The following is a 17,597-nucleotide window of genomic DNA, read 5'->3' on the forward strand; positions in this document are numbered from 1 at the left end:
TGATGAAAGAGAGTGTGTTAAAAACTTTTTGGCGCGATACTTACCGAAGTAGGTCCCCCATCCCTTTTATCATATCGGTACAAGTTGTCATCTTTGTACTTATCCATCTTTTTGATCTATTGAAAGAGGTCAACCTCCTTCAAGTATCCCTGTATGATTATGCAATTGACTATTTAAGCTTGCCCTTGTCTTTTAGTCAGTTCCTGAAACAACCTTGGTCTATCATAACCTATCCTTTTTTGTATACGGGATTGTTTCAGTTGCTGTTCGACTGCCTGTGGCTATACTGGATGGGCAATATTTTCCTGAACTTTCTCAACAGAAGACAATTCCTATTTCTCTATTTCAGTGCTGTCGTTTTGGGGGCATGCATTTATCTGGGGCTTGGCTTTATACCGATGCTACAAAATAGCGTGCAACTGTCATTCCGCACCTCGACGCTTGCTTTGGGAGCAGTGGTAGCGTCGGTTGCAACCTTAGCGCCACGTTATGAATTAAGGTTGCTCCTATTGGGTACAATCTCCTTAAAAACCATCGCACTTATATATATCTGTGTTGAACTGGTTTTTACCGGCCTTATGAACAAGGCAGGAGGTATAAGCTTTCTAGCGATGACATTTTGGGGTATCTTGTTTATTCGCTCACTAAACAGAGGAAAAGACTTTAGCTTATTTAAATTAAGAAAACCGATAAGAAAGGCGAAAATGAAAGTCGTGCACCAAAGCAAGACAACTTCAGCGAATTACAGCAGTTACCGTCACGCATCCGACCTTCCGAATCAAGAAGAAATTGATGAAATTTTGGATAAAATTTCCATAGGCGGCTATGAAAGCTTAACTTCACGGGAAAAAGAAGTGCTATTCAAAGCAAGTAAGGATGATCAATAGACATGGCAAGGAAGAGTCTCTTCAAAAAAAATTTAGGTTTCTTTAGTAAAACGATATTTCTATGCAATATGGTTGCTGTACTCTTTTTGCTATTGAGTTATGCAGCATCTTTCATAAACCCTAAAACAGCTTGGCTTCTTCCTTTCTTTGGCTTAGGCTATCTTCCTATTTTAATAGTCAATATCGGTTTTGTATTATACTGGCTACTGCGCCGTCCGTTATACGCTCTTTTTACTTTGATTCCTGTTCTTCTCGGTTGGAATCTGCTCACGCAACATGTAGGTTTTCGCTCTAAGGTTAAGGATGTGGGTAAAAATGAACAAGCTTTACGTGTCATGAGTTTCAACGCCCATCTCTTCAACGAAGTGAATGAGATGCCGTCTACAACCATTCGAGATAAAGTTGTATCTCTTATAAAAAACACCGATCCCGATGTCCTCTGCATACAGGAGTTCTTCACAAAAATCAAAGGAACCAAACAAATGAGCGATCGTATCCTAGCGGAGAGCGGACTTCAAGATTATTTTTTTGAGCCGGCGACCAAAAGCGAACATGAGGGTTACGGGCAAGTTATTTTTTCCAAATATCCAATTATCCATTCGGGCACTATTACTAAGAATGAATACGGTATTAACCGCATCACCTTTGCCGATATCGTAAAAGACCAAGACACGATTCGTGTCTATAATGTACATTTACGTTCTTTTGGGCTACAAACAGAAGACAAGGAGTTTATCCAGAATCCGTCCAACACACCGAGCGAAGATCATGCCACCACACGTGTTGGCCGAAAATTAAAGTATGCCTTTGAACGTCGAAGTCAACAAGCAGAGGCACTCCGCGATCATATCGTTGCGACACATTACCCTATTATTATCATGGGTGATTTCAATGACACGCCGATGTCGTATAGTGTAAATCTTATTGGAAAGGGAATGAAAAACACCTTTCAGGAAAAGGGCCAGGGTTGGGGAGTTACCCATTACGAAATGCTTCCCCTTTTTCAAATCGACTATATATTCTGCAGTCCACAGTTTCAAGTCGAAAATTATCGGATAATCAAGCAAGAACTTTCCGACCATTACCCTCTTTTTGCAGATATAAGGTTAACAACCCAAGATCAATAACCATCGCAAATTTTTGCTATATATGGAAATGAAGTAACAAAATGTTTGAGAAGTTCACTATCTTCATTTTTTAAGACTTAAACCACCGAACCACCATGGACTTATGCTTATTTCCGAATAGGAAAGGGATTGATCTTTTTGTTTTATGCTTTACATCGTTCCTTCTATTGAACTTCACGGTAGTTCATGCGACACAAACGGAAGCTCCAGAAATACAGGATACCAGCGCAGTTAACCGATTGAACGAGCAGGCATTAGCATTTTGGTCTTCTAAACCAGATTCCACCATTATCCTAGCGTCGCTAGCTTTAGAGATAAGTATACGCCATCAGGACATAAAAGGGCAGATGCACTCCTTACGAAATCTCGGTATTGGCTATTACGAAAAGGGAAACTATAGGGAAGCCATACAATCTTACAAACGTGCTATAGCATTCGCAGAAGCTTTAGACGACGAACCATACAACGCACAGATACGCAGCAACTTATCTATGCCCTATCTTGCATTGAGCGCGCACGATGAGGCACTGGAAAACCTGTATACTGCTTTGGAGATTGCTGAAAAAAACAATCTCACTAATACGGTAGCACATGCAAACCATAACATCGGCATGGTATACCATTATCAATTCAAGAATGACCAAGCCATTGCGTTCTACGAAAAAAGCCGGCAGTTATACGAAGCGAACGGTGACACAACCCGTTCTACTTTTATACTAGGAAATATAGCGCATCTTTATCTTAAAAAAAAGGACTTCCAAAAAGCAGAGACATTATACTTGCAATCATTGGCATTAGCCGAAAAATACGACAATAAAAAGGCTATCGGAAATGCCCTTCAGTCGCTAGGCGCATTCTTTATGGAACAAGGAGGCACCGAAATAGCGCTCTCCTACTTCTTAAGAGCTAAAGAAACGCTGGAATTGACAGGGGAGCAAACCGAATATCTCCGGCTTTTGGATAATTTGGCGGCTTGTTATATGAAAATTGGCAACACAGATGCCGCTTATACCTATGCCATAAAGAATCATGAGCTGGCGACCCGTCAGCAGCAGTTCTATTATATCCAGACATCAGCTCGACAATTATGCGAATTATATGAAAAACGTGGTGACTACCGAACAGCATTGGATTACTTTAGAAAAGCAACTTCTGCATCCGATAGCCTCCACAGCCAGCAAAATAAAGAGGAGCTGGTACGCATGGAAGAGAGATATAAATACCAAAAAGATCAGGAGCAAACTGCCTTTTTACACCATACGCAACTGAGAAGACAAAACCAATGGTTATACAGCGCCATTGTGCTGGTCTGCGTGCTAGTTGTCATCGCATTTTTATTCGCGAGTAACATCCGGCAAAAACGAAGAACAAATCGTATCTTGAAGGAGACAAACGATTTTTTTGAAGAGCAGAATACCCTGCTAGAGGCTTCGAATCATTTTAAAGAACAACTGATATCATTGGTTGCCCACGATGTACGCCACCCGATCGTCAGCCTGCAAAAAGTGCTATCTCTTTTTGAAAATAAACACTTGACGTCCGCAGAAATACAGCAGCTGATGTCTTCATCGCATCGAGATGTGAACAACTTGATCCGTCTGCTAGACGATCTGCTGCTTTGGGTGAGACTCCAACTTAAGTACACGCAATTGCAAAAAACAAGATTCAGGATACAAGATGTATTAAAGCCTATAATGGACCTGCATCAACAGAAAGCAGATGACAAGAATATTCATTTGGTGGTAGAACATATGGTAAATACCGAGGTATACGCTGACAGAGAAGCTATCGCAATAGTTATTCGCAACTTAATCGATAATGGCATCAAGTTTTCGAACCCAGGAGACGTTGTCCGAATTCACACCACATTAACAGCAGACAACCGTTGTGTAATAATACAGATTGCGGACACCGGTATCGGTATGTCCGAAGAAACTATTAACAATCTATTTTTGACTCCTAGCTATGCTCGTCGGTACGGCACACATAATGAAGAAGGGTCCGGGTTGGGTATACAAATATGCATACATTATCTCCAGCTGAACAATAGTGAGTTATTTGTAGAAAGCAGCCTTGGACAAGGAACAAAATTTTGGTTTGAAATTGATAGCATATTAGAGACATAGGGTTTCGCGTCTCTATATCTCAAATCAGATGATTCTTCTGGGCATAGGTGAGCATTTCTGCGATAGTATGGCAGTTGGCTTTTGCCATCATTTTTCGGCGATGGGCAACGATCGTGTGTGGGCTTAAAAACGTTTTGGCCGCTGTTTCCGCAATGCTATTTCCTTGCGAAAAGTATTTTAATAATTCGATTTCCCTGGGTGTAAAGGTTACAACACGCTCACCACGCTGCATTACAAACGGTTCAAATTGTGGATCAATATATTCCCTTCCTCGCTCAATAGCCTCTAAACACATTATAAAATCCTGTATATCAGCAGATTTACTAAGTATCCCATGTGGTTTGTACCGCAAGATGTTTCTAATGACAGCTGGTGCAATTGCACTTGTAATAAAAACAATCTTAGCTTGGTTATTCAATCTTTTTATATCTGTCAATATGGAAAGTCCATTCGTCTCTGGTAGGTAATAATCCAAAAAAACATAGAGTTTTTGATTACCAAAGGATCGGAGGAAATCGATAAATTCATCCACTTTACTAAAAGAAGAGACAGCATCAAAAGCACCGAATCTTTGTAGCAACAGTGCAAAAGAATCGGCAAACAACCGGTGGTCATCCAAAACAACAGCATGCGTTAAAATTTTCATAAGGCAAAACAAATATCTTATTAAAAACCATATGTTTTTCTATCTCCAAAGCACACTATTCTTAAATGTAGCTTTTCTACTACAAACATCTCACAAAGCATAGCATGTTTTTGTTATTTTCTCATAAAACAGTAGCAAAAATTTGTTACACAGCGCTTTACGTGCCAAAAAATCAATTATAAAACTTCGTTCTTTGCGTCAAAATTCAGGGTTTGAGTTTTAAAATCAGGAATGAATGTGTTGCTAAACGAGAAAAAAAATTAAAATATCAACAATAAAAAAATCATGGAAACTAAAAGTTCAACTAAAAATCTGGACGCTAAGCTAAGTTATGAAGCTCCTATGCTTCGGTCAATCGAAGTCGAATTGGAAGAGGGTATTGCTAGCGTATCTGGCAATATTGAAGTGCAACAACAATGGAAAGAAACAGAGACACAATCTCAAGACGTACAAAACAACTATTGGTAGGCACCCCTTTTATTTAGCAGACTTTATTTTAACAATACATTTGAAATTAAAAAGAATGAAACATAATTATATCAAAGCCCTAGTAGCCTGCTTTATAGCGGTTGCTGTTTTTGCGTCTTCTTGTCAGAAAGAAAATGGCGTAGATAATTTAGGTGGTGAAGCGACTGTTACCATCAACATGCAGGGCGTGGGACCCTCAACCGGCAATAAAGCTAAAGCTGGTCTACGTGCATCTGCTAGTGCAGGCAACACTGTCGCGACGCCTGCTGTACAACGTCAAGTCGTTAAATTTAACAATCAGTTTAACGTTAAAGCAACCCTGAGAGAGGTAACTCCTGCTTCTTCTACACCGGCATTACGTGCTTCTGCAAACCGTGCAGAGACAACCGCAACTGGCGCAGGCGATATCCTTCCTTTGGCGGATGGCACGGAATATACTGTTGTCATATCTCAAGGCGGCGAAGTAGTCACTACCGAAACCTTCACACAAGGTGATAGTGAACATAAATTTAATATCGAGGCTGGCAGCTATACGTATGTAGCCTATGCTTACGGAGATGCAGATGCTTCCGGCGCAGACCGTGATCCCCTTTGGGTATCGGGTAGCTTGAACGTAACAGCGGGCGAAAATAATACCCTTTCCATTGTATTGGAGCACAAGCTTACCGAAGTAACTGTAGTGTTCGATGCAGGCGCGGGACGTACGATTAACGCTATTGGTGCGGGTACGCTTGCTCCAAACCACAGCTATGAATTTAATGAACAAACGGGTGTTGTTACTTTTGGTGGGGCAACAACAGCAGCAGCCATTAGTTTCACCGGCCAAACTCCAGGTCAAATATGGACGAGCAACCCGACGATGATCGCGGTAGAAGATACGGACAATGGTGTGGTTGAATTATCAAATGTCACTATTAATAATACTCCAGGTTCTATTACTAGCGATGGCTGGGCACTAAGAGCAGGAGTTCAATATAGATTGGAACTGAATTTGGGTGATAAGGAAGAGGAAGGAATTGAGATTGGCGGATCGGTGTGGTCACCTGGTAATTTAACTTATGATCCTTCCACAGACGAGTATGGCTTTTCTGATGCAAATAATCAACCTGGAGATTACTGGTTTGCCGGCTATACAAAACCCAAAGTCCTTCCGGATCCAAGCAACAGCAACCAAAATCCAAGCTTAGGCACAAATGGTCCGTTAGGAGACCCGTGTGCTTTGGCTGGATCGTGGCGACTTCCTACTAGAGCGGAAATGGCAGAATTACAAACAAACACAAATGCGGGAGGAGCGGACAATCCCGGCACTCCACAGTCTTGGGCTGTTGCCAGATGGGTCGATACCTTTACGCCAAGCACGGGTAACACCTTGGGTATGTTCTTCGGAACACAAGTTCACCCCGGCGTAGCTAATAGAGACAATTATCTTTTCTTGTTATTCGGAGGTTCTTACAACGATAATAATGTGCTTTCTGCATTAAACACTAAAGGCTATTATCTTATCACGGATCCAAGTCAAACTAGCGGATATAATTTCTTAGATATCGGTGGACAAAAAGAATCGCTTGGTTGGGATATGAGTTTTACTTATAATGCTAACCATGCTGTTCAAATCCGTTGCGTACAAAACTAGAACTACATCACAATTTTACACATAGAGAAGAGGGGCTTTCCGCAAGGTTAGCCTCTTTTTTTAAAATATACTTACCATAACAACGTCGCATTATATTTTGGAAAGTTTTCGTCTTTAGAAATGATGGTTAACTTTTCAATCATTGCTTGCGAGATAATAATGCGGTCAAATGGATCTCTATGATGATATTCCAATATAAGCAGTTTTTGTAGATGGGAAAAGCTAATCGGCAGTATATCAATCTGATTGTTTTCAAGAAATTCAGTTATTAGACTAAAATCAGATGCTAATTTGAGATTGCCTAGGCTATGTTTTATTGCAATTTCCCAAAGACTAGCGATACTAAGGAAACAGTTGTTACGTATATTGGCAATGGCGTCCCGGCTATTATCGGATAGATGGGGATCACCCTCCATGAACCAAATGAAAGCATGGGTGTCCAACAACAAATTCATTTACATGTAGTCTTTAAAATCATCCAAAGGCTTATCAAAATCTTCCGTCATCGTGAAAAAACCTTTTGCATAACCAAATTCCCTCTTCTTAAGTTTTTTCTTCGAATTCTTGGATTTAAGAAATGCGACAAAATCCGAAACTTCTTGCTTAAGGTTTTCCGGCAATGAGCTAATATCGGTAAATAACTGAATATCTGTCATAGCAATTACTTATTTATATAGCACAAGTATACTAAAAACTAAGATTGATTCAAAACAGGATGAACAATGAATCTCCCTTACTCCTCCTTATTGAGGCGTGTCCCAAACCGCTAATAATCACTGACTACTGACTACTGGCTACTATCTCCCCCAAAAACTCCAATGCCCTCTGCACGAAGTTATCATTTCGATTCCTCACTTTGAAATAGGCCTCACGGCCAAAATAAAAACGTCCCACCAAAGCTTCTATATCCGTTTCGATCAGATCCCTCAGTTCATTTTTCTTTCGGTCGGAGATAACAAATCCTTCTTCACGTACAAAGTCAATAAACGCGTGGTATTCATTATCCGGCAGGTGGTAACCCTGCAAGAAATTCTCAATAGAATAAGCCGGTGCTTGCTTTGTAAACCGTGTATACACAAATTGCTCGATAAAACTGTATTGTATCAAATCCTGATAAAAAAGACTCAGTGCATTCGAATCCTGTGCAACATGAATATCGGGCAATATCCCGCCACCGCTATATACTTGTTTACCAGCTTTGGTTTCGAAAGCTTTTCCATGCGCATATAAGGTGTCGAGCGCCCACAATCCCCTGTACATGCTATTGAAGTCGACCATATTTGACCAATTTGCCATATACTTCTTTTGTATACTCCGTCCGAGAGGTGTGAAATAACGGGCAATGCTCAAGTTTACCGTTGAACCGTCCGAAAAATCGAATTGTTCTTGCACAATCCCTTTTCCATACGATCGCCTTCCGATAATCGTTCCGCGATCCCAATCTTGTATAGCACCGGCTACAATTTCACTTGCCGAAGCTGTATTTTCATTAATAAGTATAGCCAGTTCTCCTGTGGCAAAGTTGCCTCCTTGCAAACTGTCTGAGAAATACTCACGTCGTTCTTCATGCGCCCCTTGTGTATACACAATAAGACGTCTGTCGGCAAAAAACTCGCTGGCTAACTTGATAGCCATGTGGAAATATCCTCCACCATTGTCACGGAGATCAAGAATAAGCTTTTTAGCCCCTTGCTTTTTCAATTCAATGATAGCCTGCCGAAATTCATCTGCCGTGTTGATCCCAAACCGTCTTACCTTTACATATCCAACACCCGGTTCAATCATATAAACCACATCTAACGAGCTTACTGTTACCTGATCGCGAACTACCTTTATAGGCAAATCCATTTCCTCTCCATCTCGTTTCACATGTATACTAATGGCTGTTCCACGACGGCCGCGGATCAGCTTCTCCACACTTTCCCGCGAAATATGTATGCCAGCTACAGGTTCATTTCCTATCTTCAGCAGCCTATCCCCTACCCGAAACCCAGCCTTATCTGCCGGCCCACCATTAATCAGCGATACAATCATTAACGTATCGTTTAGATTAAAATACTCCATTCCTATACCCTCGAACGTTCCTTCCAGAATTTCTGTCTGGCGCTGCGATTCGTTAGGAACCAAATAACTAGAATAAGGGTCTAAATGAGAGATAATATGATTGATGGCTCCGTTTTGTACCGAGTCGATGTCAACACTATCTACATATGCTTCGGCGACGAGATCCAATAATTGCTGGACTTTCCATGTGTTGCCCGACAATCCGATGGGCATCAGGCTATTACCGGGCTTGTTACCTTGCTCATCTACGTAGTTCTGCCCCAGCAGTATGCCCAAGAGCAATACTGCTGCGTAAGTAGCTGCGACAAAGATATTCCGTTTAGTGCCTTTTTGCATGGATAAAATTCGGTTGCAAAATTAAAATAGTTTTCTCAAATATTTGCGTGATAAGTTAACAAGTATTTGAATAATATACGTATTAAATGCTTTATTGTTCATAATAATTTCGTAAAATCTACGTGATAATTTATTTCTATCTTTGTTAAAACGTATTTGCTTTGCATGAGATAGAACCATATTATAATTGGCGCGATGATTATATCGCTTCGGAAGACGAAAAATCGCCTTTTTACGGCATAGTATATAGCGAATTTGAATTCGACAAACAGATTTATAACTTTCTGCTGCATCCCCAATGGGATGAATTCGGCTCACTCACCTTATATATAAAAATCCTCTACGCAGACTATGACCGAGGGTTTGCTATCATGGAATTAATCGGCGAATGGAACGATGCCATTTACAACGATATTATGCTGTTAAAACGAGAAGTCGTCGATATTATGGTTGCAGAAGGAATTAATAAGTTTTTGCTTATTGGCGAAAATATACTCAACTTCCATGGTTCAGATGATTCTTATTATGAAGAGTGGTTCCAGGATATCGATGATGGCTGGATTGTAGCTATGAATTTTCGCGATCATGTTATCCAAGAATTTCAAGCACAAGGGATTGACTATTATATACACTTTGGGGGTGACTTCAATACATTTCCGTGGCGTACACTGAAACCCAAACAGCTATACCATCATATACAGCAGCGAATTAATAACCGGCTGGGGATGTAAGTGTTTGGTGTGTAACAAAAATTCCTTTTTCCTATAAGTTTCCTTAACTTTGTGTTGCAATAAGTTAGACAGTTGATTCTAACTGTTTGAATTTTTAATTTTCACTTTTAACTTTCATTTTATACTATGTCATTTAGGATAGAAAAAGATACCATGGGCGAAGTTCAGGTTCCTGCGGATAAATACTGGGGGGCACAAACGGAGCGTTCACGTAACAATTTTAAGATTGGTCCGGCAGCGTCTATGCCGAAAGAGATTATCGAAGGTTTTGCATATCTGAAAAAAGCGGCAGCTTTTGCTAACCATGAGTTAGGTGTTTTATCCATAGAGAAACGTGATGCTATCGGCACTGTCTGCGACGAAATCTTAGCTGGTAAGCTAGACGACCAGTTTCCATTGGTGATTTGGCAAACTGGTTCCGGTACACAATCCAACATGAATGTCAACGAAGTAGTGGCAAATCGCGCGCAGGTATTGGCTGGAGGCAAAATTGGTGAAGGCGAACCCGCCTTAAAAGCTAACGATGACGTCAATAAATCACAATCTTCCAATGATACTTTTCCTACTGGAATGCACATTGCGGCTTATAAAGCAGTAGTAGAAGTAACGATCCCAGGAGTTGAAAAACTACGGGATACACTGCAACGTAAATCCGAAGAATTTATGAACGTAGTCAAGATAGGCCGTACACATTTAATGGATGCTACGCCATTGACACTTGGCCAGGAACTTTCGGGATATGTTGCACAGCTTAATCATGGACTAAAAGCGTTGAAGAACACATTGGCTCATCTGTCCGAATTAGCCTTGGGCGGTACAGCAGTAGGAACGGGGTTGAATACCCCAGAGGGGTATGACGTTGTCGTAGCCAAATACATTGCCGAGTTTACAGGACTACCTTTCGTTACAGCTCCAAATAAGTTCGAAGCATTAGCTGCACACGATGCTATTGTGGAAACACACGGCGCACTTAAGCAACTTGCGGTTTCCTTGAATAAAATTGCAAATGACATCCGTATGCTAGCCTCTGGCCCTCGTTCAGGTATTGGTGAAATTTTAATTCCGGAAAACGAACCGGGTTCTTCTATTATGCCAGGAAAAGTGAACCCGACCCAATGTGAAGCACTCACGATGGTAGCTGCGCAGGTGATGGGAAATGACGTTGCCATTACCATCGGAGGTACACAAGGACATTACGAACTGAATGTATTCAAACCGCTAATGGCAGCCAACTTCTTACAGTCGGCACGCCTTATCGGAGATGCTTGTGTATCTTTTGAGGAACACTGTGCGGTAGGTATTGAGCCTAATTATGCTCGTATCAAAGAACTTGTGGATAATTCCTTGATGCTCGTCACGGCGCTCAACACGAAAATCGGTTATTACAAAGCAGCAGAAATTGCCCAAACAGCCCATAAAAATAACTCCACCCTCAAAGAAACAGCCATTGCTTTAGGCTATGTAACAGCAGAGCAATTTGATGAGTGGGTGAAACCAGAGGATATGGTGGGAAGCTTAAAATAATGAAGATTATACTTTTATTGGTAAAATATCGCCTATTCGCATGCCTATCTACGATGGTAGGCATGCTTTTTTTTGTGAGCAGTTGTGTACGCCATTCGGAAATGCAATCCGAAGGAGCAGATTATCTACAAGGTGTATGGGTACAGGACAGCATCCCCCACCAATCTCAAATGATGGATTATACCCTGCATGAATTTAAATTTATATGTGACTCTGTCTATACCACCATGCGTGTACATGCCAAAATGCAACGGATTCCGGATTCTTGTTACAAAGACGGAGAATGGATGGAATATGCAAGAGGTGTATATGTTATCCGTGGAGATAGCTTAATAGGCGAAGGCATCTATACCCGCCCTAATGGTAAGTACAAAACATCTGGATGTTATAGGACTGGTACATACCTACCCCGCTACCATATAGCCTACCATGATGCTGATTCCCTCGTCCTGGAAAGCCGTTTTGATCAACGGCCTATCGTATTACGGAAAACGCATAGTATTTCTTGTGTTCCTAAGAAGCGATGGGAGTAGTCCTTTTCTTTTTTCCCGTAAAAAAGAAACAAAAACCTCGTCGCTGCGGATATTTGAAATAATGGATAGTGCAAAGGCAGATTTCTACATACTTCAAATATCCGGATGCGACATCAGAGGTTTAGGATGGGATTGTGCAAATGCGTAGATACAAACAATCCATAACGATTCGCGATTAAGCAGGGTAAATGTCTACATTGGCGTTACCTTTCTATGTTACGATTATTAAACACAGAATTAATACACTATAAAAATTGTATTATCCCTTATTAACACAAAATGTCCATCCGAATGTTTGAGGTCGGTAAAAACTCATCCTTAGTACCATCCCTTCCTCTCAAACATTCGAAGGACGAGCTTTTTGCTTCTTTTTCGCGGAGAAAAAGAAGATAAAAAACTAATTTAATAAATTATTCTCATCCGTAGCAGACTTCAATATATGTGTCTTCAGTTCATTTTCTGATTGTAATAATTCCTGCTCTACGACCTTACGTTTCTCTCTGCCTTCGCGTTGTATCTGGAGTACTTGGTCAATCGTTGAAACGATATCCTGGTTCGCTTTTTTGATGGTTTCTATATCGACTATACCGCGCTCGGTTTCTTTCGCAATGTTAATAGTCGATTCTTTCAGCATCTCTGAATTACGTCGAAGCAATTCGTTGGTCGCATCTGTAACCGCTTTTTGAGCTTCCAGCGCACGTTGCGAATGGGCAATGCCTAACGTCAGTACCATCTGATTTTTCCATAACGGAATGGTATTCACAAGAGACGACTGAATCTTTTCCATTAACGCGGAACTGTTGTTTTGTATCAGTCTGATCTGTGGTGCAGTTTGGAGCACGACCATACGCGTAAGTTTTAGGTCGTGGATTTTGCGTTCGAAGCGCACCACGTGCTGTTCCATGTCTTTGTACGCTTGCACTTTATGCTGATCACCCGAAGCTTCCGCTTCAGCTTTTAACGTCGGCAGGGTAACCGCATGAACTTCCTGCAACTTCTCCTCTCCCGCCGCTATGTAAAGTGACAGCTCCTTAAAATAATTTTGGTTCTCTACAAAAAGTTTATCGAATATATTGACATCTTTTGCCAAATTCTTATAATGTCCCTCCAGTTTCAATTCAATCTGGTGAATATTTTTTTCGACCGATTGATATTCGGTGCGCATGCGTTTTACTTTTTTCTTCAGATTGTCAAAAAAAGGAATTAAGGGCTTTTTATTGAGGTTTTCGTCAAAGGATTTTATGTCCGACCGTAGGTTCAACAAGATATCCTCTGCTCCTCCCATATCTTTGGTGCGTACCTGTTTCAGTATTTCATTTGAAAAGTTACTGACTTTCGTTTGGCTCCCGACACCGTACTGGATTACGTCCGTGGTTGACGTTAAGTTGATTTTATCTTTATATTGCTTTATAACGGCCTTATCTTCATCGGAGAAATTTACCGATACGTCTTGGCCTTTTTTGTTTTCTTCGCTATCGTCGTATGTCGTCAAATCTAGATTTGCCATAAGTTAATCTTTTAATAGGTTCCTATTCTTTAATGTCTGTATATATACATCTGTTTCGGCTGATACATCTAAGATGCCCGCTTTAAACTGATTAGTCACTTCCTGTTCGATAGCTATTGCCGCTTTAGCAATCACTTCTTCCAGTTTCTTTTTGGATTCTATCGCCACCTGGTTATTAAGCCTTGAATTTTCAATTTCATCATACTTCATTAATACGTTGACGACCGTGGAATGTCGAACAAGAAATTTCTCTGCTTCGATTTTGTCACGTTGCTCCAAGAGATGAAAGAGGTGGATAATCTTATCGATATTCTGGTGTATTGCCCGATTATTGATTGCTTTGCGCCAGTGCAGTAGTCTCTCTATAAAAAGTTGAGGTGTGTCCAACGTCGCTTGGGGCAATTGTTGTAATCTATTTCGGGACGAAGCCGTCGGAATCCAAGCCAATGGACGCACTTCTGCCAACTCCAAACGCTGTAAATAGGGTTTCGCCCGGTTCAATAGTAAGCCATTTCCGACAATATAGGAAGTTACATACCCCCCGAGTGTTAAGAGCATGCCTTGCGACATTGCACCAAAAAAATAAACGAACGCAGCGAACAACGCCAGTTCCACCATCAATAGTGCAACACCTGTAGCATACCAAGAGCGGATTTTGCTTTTTTGGGCTTGGGATAACATGACGAAAGGAAAGATATGCACTGGAAAAGGAATGAACATAGCAATGGATATGAATGTCCATGTCAACTGTCGCAGTTCCCAGCGTTTTGGTTTCTTCGTTGCAAATCCCATGTTGCAATTTACTTATTTTTCATTAAAAAATTGTTTTTTTCAATGGCAATGAAAGCTTACGTAAATTATTTTTCACCAACAACCAATCTTTAACACACGTGTAAAAACACAAAAACAAACACGTGTCCTTATTTTTTTTGTATCTTTACATTTAAAGAATTGGTTATGAATACAAAACTTACATTAACAATTGAGCAATCTACCATCGAAAAGGCTAAAAAATATGCTCAAAAAAAAGAGAGAAGTCTCTCCGATTTGATTGAGAATTATTTAAAAGCATTGGTAAATGAGGAAATAAATGACGAAGACGAATTAACGCCGTTAGTTAAATCCTTAAGAGGTTCTTTCAAGCTTCCGGAAGATTTTGACTACAAAAAAGAACTTACTGACCGCTTATCAGAAAAATATCTATAATGGATAAGATTTTAATTGATACGGATGTAATTCTTGATTTCTTCTTCGATCGCAAGCCTTTTTCAGAAGATGCTGCTCAAATTTTGAGTTTATGCGAGAGAAAAGAAATAAAAGGCTTTGTAACATCTATAATGTTAAGCAACATCTATTATTTACTAAGAAAAACAGCTAAACACGAAAAGGTAATTGAAAATATAAAAATACTGATGAAAATCATAGATGTTACAATTACTCCTAAAGAGGCCATATTAAATGCCCTCGCGTCAGATTTTAAGGATTTCGAAGATGCGCTTCAAAACTTTTCGGCTTTACAGGAAAAAGGGATTAAGATCATCATAACAAGAAATACCAAAGATTATAAAACGAGTAGTTTGGCGATAATGACTCCTGAAAGCTACTTGAAAACAATCAGATAATACGCTTTTTTCTTCCCCACAGCACATGTGCGCCCAACGCGCAGATGCTAAAGGTTATGCCAACTACACATACCCCCGTCCAACCAGCATATTGCCAACCTACAGCTCCTAGATAGGTTCCTAAAGATCCACCAATAAAATAGCTGACCATGTAAACCGTGTTTAATCGATTCGTAGCATTGGTAGGTAAAGCAAAAAAATCAGACTGATTCATGATGTGCGAGCTCTGCAATCCCAGATCAATCAAAATAATACCTATAATTAACCCCCAATAGGTATATCCTCCAAAATAGATAAACACCCAGCTGAGCAATAATATGAATAGCGCGTAATAAATCAATTGGTATCGGGTAAACCGTTGGGCTAACCTTCCGACAAAAGCCGCTGCCAAAGCGCCTACAGCACCAATCAAACCAAACCCTCCTACTACCGATGAACCCGCATTAAACGGATCCCCTTCCATGTGAAAGACAAGTGTTGTGAAAACTGCAGACATGGCGCCAAAACCCATTGCTCCACGGAACGATGCTAGTTGCAGGACAGGCTGGGTTTTCGCCAGTTGCCATACCGATTGCATCAACGAGCCATAAGACCCCTCGAAATTAGGGCGTAGTTCCGGCAAGTAGCGATAGACCAGCAGCCAGGCAAGTATCATCATACCCGCCGCTATTTCAAACATCGTCCGCCAACCCCACAGCTCACCGACTACGCCGCTGAAAAAACGAGACAACAATATCCCGATCAGCAACCCAGACATGACCATACCAATGTTGACCGATTTTTTATCCGGACTGGAGAGCTCCGCTGCCATCGGCACAAATAGCTGCGGAATTACCGAAGTAACCCCGATAAAAAAACTGGCGACAAAAAGACCCGTTAGCTGTCGGGCAAATGCCATAAACAACAACGCCAGAATAACGAGCGTCAAATCCACCAGAATCAACTTCTTTCGCCATAGTTTATCTCCCAACGGCACGATGAATAGTAATCCACAAGCATATCCTATTTGGGTCAGCACAGCAATTTTACTTACACTACTTTCGCTTACTTGAAAGTCTGCGGCGATCAACCCCAATAGGGGCTGATTATAATAGTTGTTAGCGACAATCAAACCCGACAAAATAGCCATCAGCCACAATATAGTCGGCGTAAGTTGGGGGTTCTTCATATTCTCTTGCATACCATTCATTCGATCGAGGCAAACTTAATCAATAAAAGAAAAGCCCGCAATGTATGCAGGCTCGTCCTTGGTAAATTTGACATTTGTTACATCTGCTTTTTATAAATATAATATTCTGCTAAATCTCCGGTAATTTCATTACCTTCTTGATCTAACTGGAACAAAATATTCTCTCCGACTTTCAGTTTAACGTCTGTATCTTTTCCCTTCAAATGCACAACAGAACCGTTGTTCTGCCATCCAAACGTACCTTTGTCTTCAAACTTCGTATATCTTTCCAGATATTCACTGCTCATTTCAAATGTTTTATCTTCATGGAGAACCAAAACCGTCTTAATACCTGGACAATCTGCACACGGTAAAGTTGCTTCATAAGTGCCCATCCAATCAACCGAGTTTTGAGAATTGTGTGCCGGATCCGGATTTTCCATTTCCAAAGGATTCGAAACGACCTGATCTGCCAAAGAATCTTCTTGTTCTTCCGAGTTTGTTTGTGAGTTATTGGGCGATGTGCAGGCTGAAAAAGCAAATACTGCTAAAGCCACATAAAATAATTTAATCATAGCATTTTTTTTAACAACTACAAATTGCTTGCCATTTCCGATTCGTAAAGGCTTTTAAATAGCACCTACCTTTCCCAACGAATTTTCTCCTCGATGGGAGAACGGACCGGCTCACGCGGTTCACTGTTATGATGTCCCATATAGAAAAGACCGACACATCGTTGATTGTCTTCTAAGTTCAAAAAGGATCCCAAATGATTGATAAGTCCCGGGGAAGCCCAATAGCCCCCAATGTTGAGCGAATGTGCCGCCAACCACATATTTTGCACTGCACAAGCCGTCGCCGCTAGTTCTTCCCACTCGGGAAGCTCTCCCGTGTAATTCACAACAATAGCAATCGCAATATTAGACATCGTCGCTTTCTTTGCCATATTTTGTTCTGCCAGTTCCGTATATTTCTCGGACGGCGTAGTTTCTCTATAAATCCGGCTCAGCTCTGCACCTAAGCGATTCAACCCATCCTTTTGAAATACCACAAAACGCCACGGCTGTGTGCGCTTGTGAGTGGGTGCAGCATTAGCTGCTTCCAAAATAGTTAGGATATCCTCTTTGGAGATATCTTCGCTGGTAAAACTATTCTGGTTTACCGTCCTTCTGCTGTGAATAGCTCTTAATACTTCGTTGTTCATTTTTTCGTTACTCATTACTTT

Annotated in this window: 19 protein-coding genes; 10 read left to right on the forward strand and 9 right to left on the reverse strand. The window is 40.8% G+C overall.

Annotation, left to right across the window (positions count from 1 at the left end; translation table 11 throughout):
• The first annotated feature begins 2 nt into the window (after positions 1-2).
• The 3 genes from H8B21_RS03700 (at position 3) to H8B21_RS03710 (ending at position 4,140) form a co-directional block, all read left to right on the forward strand.
• On the forward strand, positions 3-887 hold the full coding sequence (locus H8B21_RS03700; RefSeq protein ID WP_190312416.1) for a rhomboid family intramembrane serine protease: 885 nt from the start codon (positions 3-5) through the stop codon (positions 885-887).
• A gap of 2 nt (positions 888-889) precedes the next feature.
• Entirely contained in the window at positions 890-2,014 is a 1,125-nt protein-coding gene (locus tag H8B21_RS03705; RefSeq protein ID WP_190312417.1) for an endonuclease/exonuclease/phosphatase family protein, read from the forward strand.
• Positions 2,015-2,109: 95 nt separating this feature from the next.
• A complete protein-coding gene (locus tag H8B21_RS03710; RefSeq protein ID WP_190312418.1) occupies positions 2,110-4,140 on the forward strand; it encodes a tetratricopeptide repeat-containing sensor histidine kinase in 2,031 nt (676 codons plus the stop codon).
• Positions 4,141-4,159: 19 nt separating this feature from the next.
• On the opposite strand, the gene H8B21_RS03715 is transcribed toward H8B21_RS03710, so the two are convergent.
• Positions 4,160-4,786: a response regulator transcription factor gene (locus tag H8B21_RS03715; protein WP_190312419.1), complete on the reverse strand. Its 627-nt coding sequence runs from the start codon at positions 4,784-4,786 to the stop codon at positions 4,160-4,162.
• 285 nt (positions 4,787-5,071) lie between these two features.
• On the opposite strand from H8B21_RS03715, the gene H8B21_RS03720 reads away from it, so the two are divergent.
• Both H8B21_RS03720 and H8B21_RS03725 read left to right on the forward strand, forming a co-directional pair.
• Positions 5,072-5,254: a hypothetical protein gene (locus H8B21_RS03720; RefSeq protein ID WP_190312420.1), complete on the forward strand. Its 183-nt coding sequence runs from the start codon at positions 5,072-5,074 to the stop codon at positions 5,252-5,254.
• 55 nt (positions 5,255-5,309) lie between these two features.
• Positions 5,310-6,887, forward strand: a complete 1,578-nt coding sequence (locus H8B21_RS03725) for a hypothetical protein (protein WP_190312421.1) — start codon at positions 5,310-5,312, stop codon at positions 6,885-6,887.
• A 71-nt stretch (positions 6,888-6,958) separates the two neighbouring features.
• On the opposite strand, the gene H8B21_RS03730 is transcribed toward H8B21_RS03725, so the two are convergent.
• From H8B21_RS03730 to H8B21_RS03740, 3 genes are all read right to left on the reverse strand, one after another.
• Positions 6,959-7,342 (reverse strand): type II toxin-antitoxin system VapC family toxin, encoded by a 384-nt coding sequence (locus H8B21_RS03730; protein ID WP_190312422.1) that lies wholly within the window; start codon positions 7,340-7,342, stop codon positions 6,959-6,961.
• Positions 7,343-7,543: a type II toxin-antitoxin system VapB family antitoxin gene (vapB, locus tag H8B21_RS03735; RefSeq protein ID WP_190312423.1), complete on the reverse strand. Its 201-nt coding sequence runs from the start codon at positions 7,541-7,543 to the stop codon at positions 7,343-7,345.
• Between the two features lie 124 nt (positions 7,544-7,667).
• On the reverse strand, positions 7,668-9,287 hold the full coding sequence (locus H8B21_RS03740; protein WP_190312424.1) for a S41 family peptidase: 1,620 nt from the start codon (positions 9,285-9,287) through the stop codon (positions 7,668-7,670).
• A 161-nt stretch (positions 9,288-9,448) separates the two neighbouring features.
• On the opposite strand from H8B21_RS03740, the gene H8B21_RS03745 reads away from it, so the two are divergent.
• The 3 genes from H8B21_RS03745 (at position 9,449) to H8B21_RS03755 (ending at position 12,075) form a co-directional block, all read left to right on the forward strand.
• Positions 9,449-10,018 carry a hypothetical protein gene (locus tag H8B21_RS03745; protein ID WP_190312425.1) on the forward strand — a complete coding sequence of 190 codons (570 nt, stop codon included), beginning with the start codon at positions 9,449-9,451 and terminating at the stop codon, positions 10,016-10,018.
• 126 nt (positions 10,019-10,144) lie between these two features.
• Positions 10,145-11,542 carry a class II fumarate hydratase gene (fumC, locus tag H8B21_RS03750; RefSeq protein WP_190312426.1) on the forward strand — a complete coding sequence of 466 codons (1,398 nt, stop codon included), beginning with the start codon at positions 10,145-10,147 and terminating at the stop codon, positions 11,540-11,542.
• Positions 11,542-12,075, forward strand: coding sequence for a fumarate hydratase (locus tag H8B21_RS03755; protein ID WP_190312427.1), 534 nt, complete (start codon positions 11,542-11,544; stop codon positions 12,073-12,075). Before fumC ends, H8B21_RS03755 begins: the two co-directional genes overlap by 1 nt.
• Positions 12,076-12,472: 397 nt before the next feature.
• On the opposite strand, the gene H8B21_RS03760 is transcribed toward H8B21_RS03755, so the two are convergent.
• Positions 12,473-13,582 carry a toxic anion resistance protein gene (locus tag H8B21_RS03760; RefSeq protein ID WP_190312428.1) on the reverse strand — a complete coding sequence of 370 codons (1,110 nt, stop codon included), beginning with the start codon at positions 13,580-13,582 and terminating at the stop codon, positions 12,473-12,475.
• Positions 13,583-13,585: 3 nt separating this feature from the next.
• The gene (locus H8B21_RS03765; protein WP_190312429.1) at positions 13,586-14,374 is read right to left on the reverse strand and encodes a hypothetical protein; all 789 of its coding nucleotides are present in this window, start codon (positions 14,372-14,374) and stop codon (positions 13,586-13,588) included.
• 165 nt (positions 14,375-14,539) lie between these two features.
• Here H8B21_RS03765 and H8B21_RS03770 point away from each other — a divergent pair, with 165 nt between their 5' ends.
• Together H8B21_RS03770 and H8B21_RS03775 are read left to right on the forward strand one after the other, a co-directional pair.
• The gene (locus tag H8B21_RS03770) at positions 14,540-14,788 is read left to right on the forward strand and encodes a DUF6364 family protein (RefSeq protein ID WP_190312430.1); all 249 of its coding nucleotides are present in this window, start codon (positions 14,540-14,542) and stop codon (positions 14,786-14,788) included.
• Positions 14,788-15,204: a PIN domain-containing protein gene (locus H8B21_RS03775; RefSeq protein ID WP_190312431.1), complete on the forward strand. Its 417-nt coding sequence runs from the start codon at positions 14,788-14,790 to the stop codon at positions 15,202-15,204. The genes H8B21_RS03770 and H8B21_RS03775 overlap by 1 nt, the downstream gene beginning before the upstream one ends.
• Here H8B21_RS03775 and H8B21_RS03780 read toward each other — a convergent pair.
• From H8B21_RS03780 to H8B21_RS03790, 3 genes are all read right to left on the reverse strand, one after another.
• Positions 15,197-16,372, reverse strand: a complete 1,176-nt coding sequence (locus tag H8B21_RS03780) for an MFS transporter (RefSeq protein WP_223814817.1) — start codon at positions 16,370-16,372, stop codon at positions 15,197-15,199. The genes H8B21_RS03775 and H8B21_RS03780 overlap by 8 nt on opposite strands.
• Before the next feature lie 98 nt (positions 16,373-16,470).
• On the reverse strand, positions 16,471-16,947 hold the full coding sequence (locus H8B21_RS03785) for a copper resistance protein NlpE (protein ID WP_190312433.1): 477 nt from the start codon (positions 16,945-16,947) through the stop codon (positions 16,471-16,473).
• Between the two features lie 65 nt (positions 16,948-17,012).
• The gene (locus tag H8B21_RS03790; RefSeq protein WP_190312434.1) at positions 17,013-17,591 is read right to left on the reverse strand and encodes a nitroreductase family protein; all 579 of its coding nucleotides are present in this window, start codon (positions 17,589-17,591) and stop codon (positions 17,013-17,015) included.
• Positions 17,592-17,597 lie beyond the last annotated feature (6 nt).

It is taken from the genome of Sphingobacterium chuzhouense (assembly GCF_014692525.1).
Lineage (GTDB): Bacteria > Bacteroidota > Bacteroidia > Sphingobacteriales > Sphingobacteriaceae > Sphingobacterium > Sphingobacterium chuzhouense.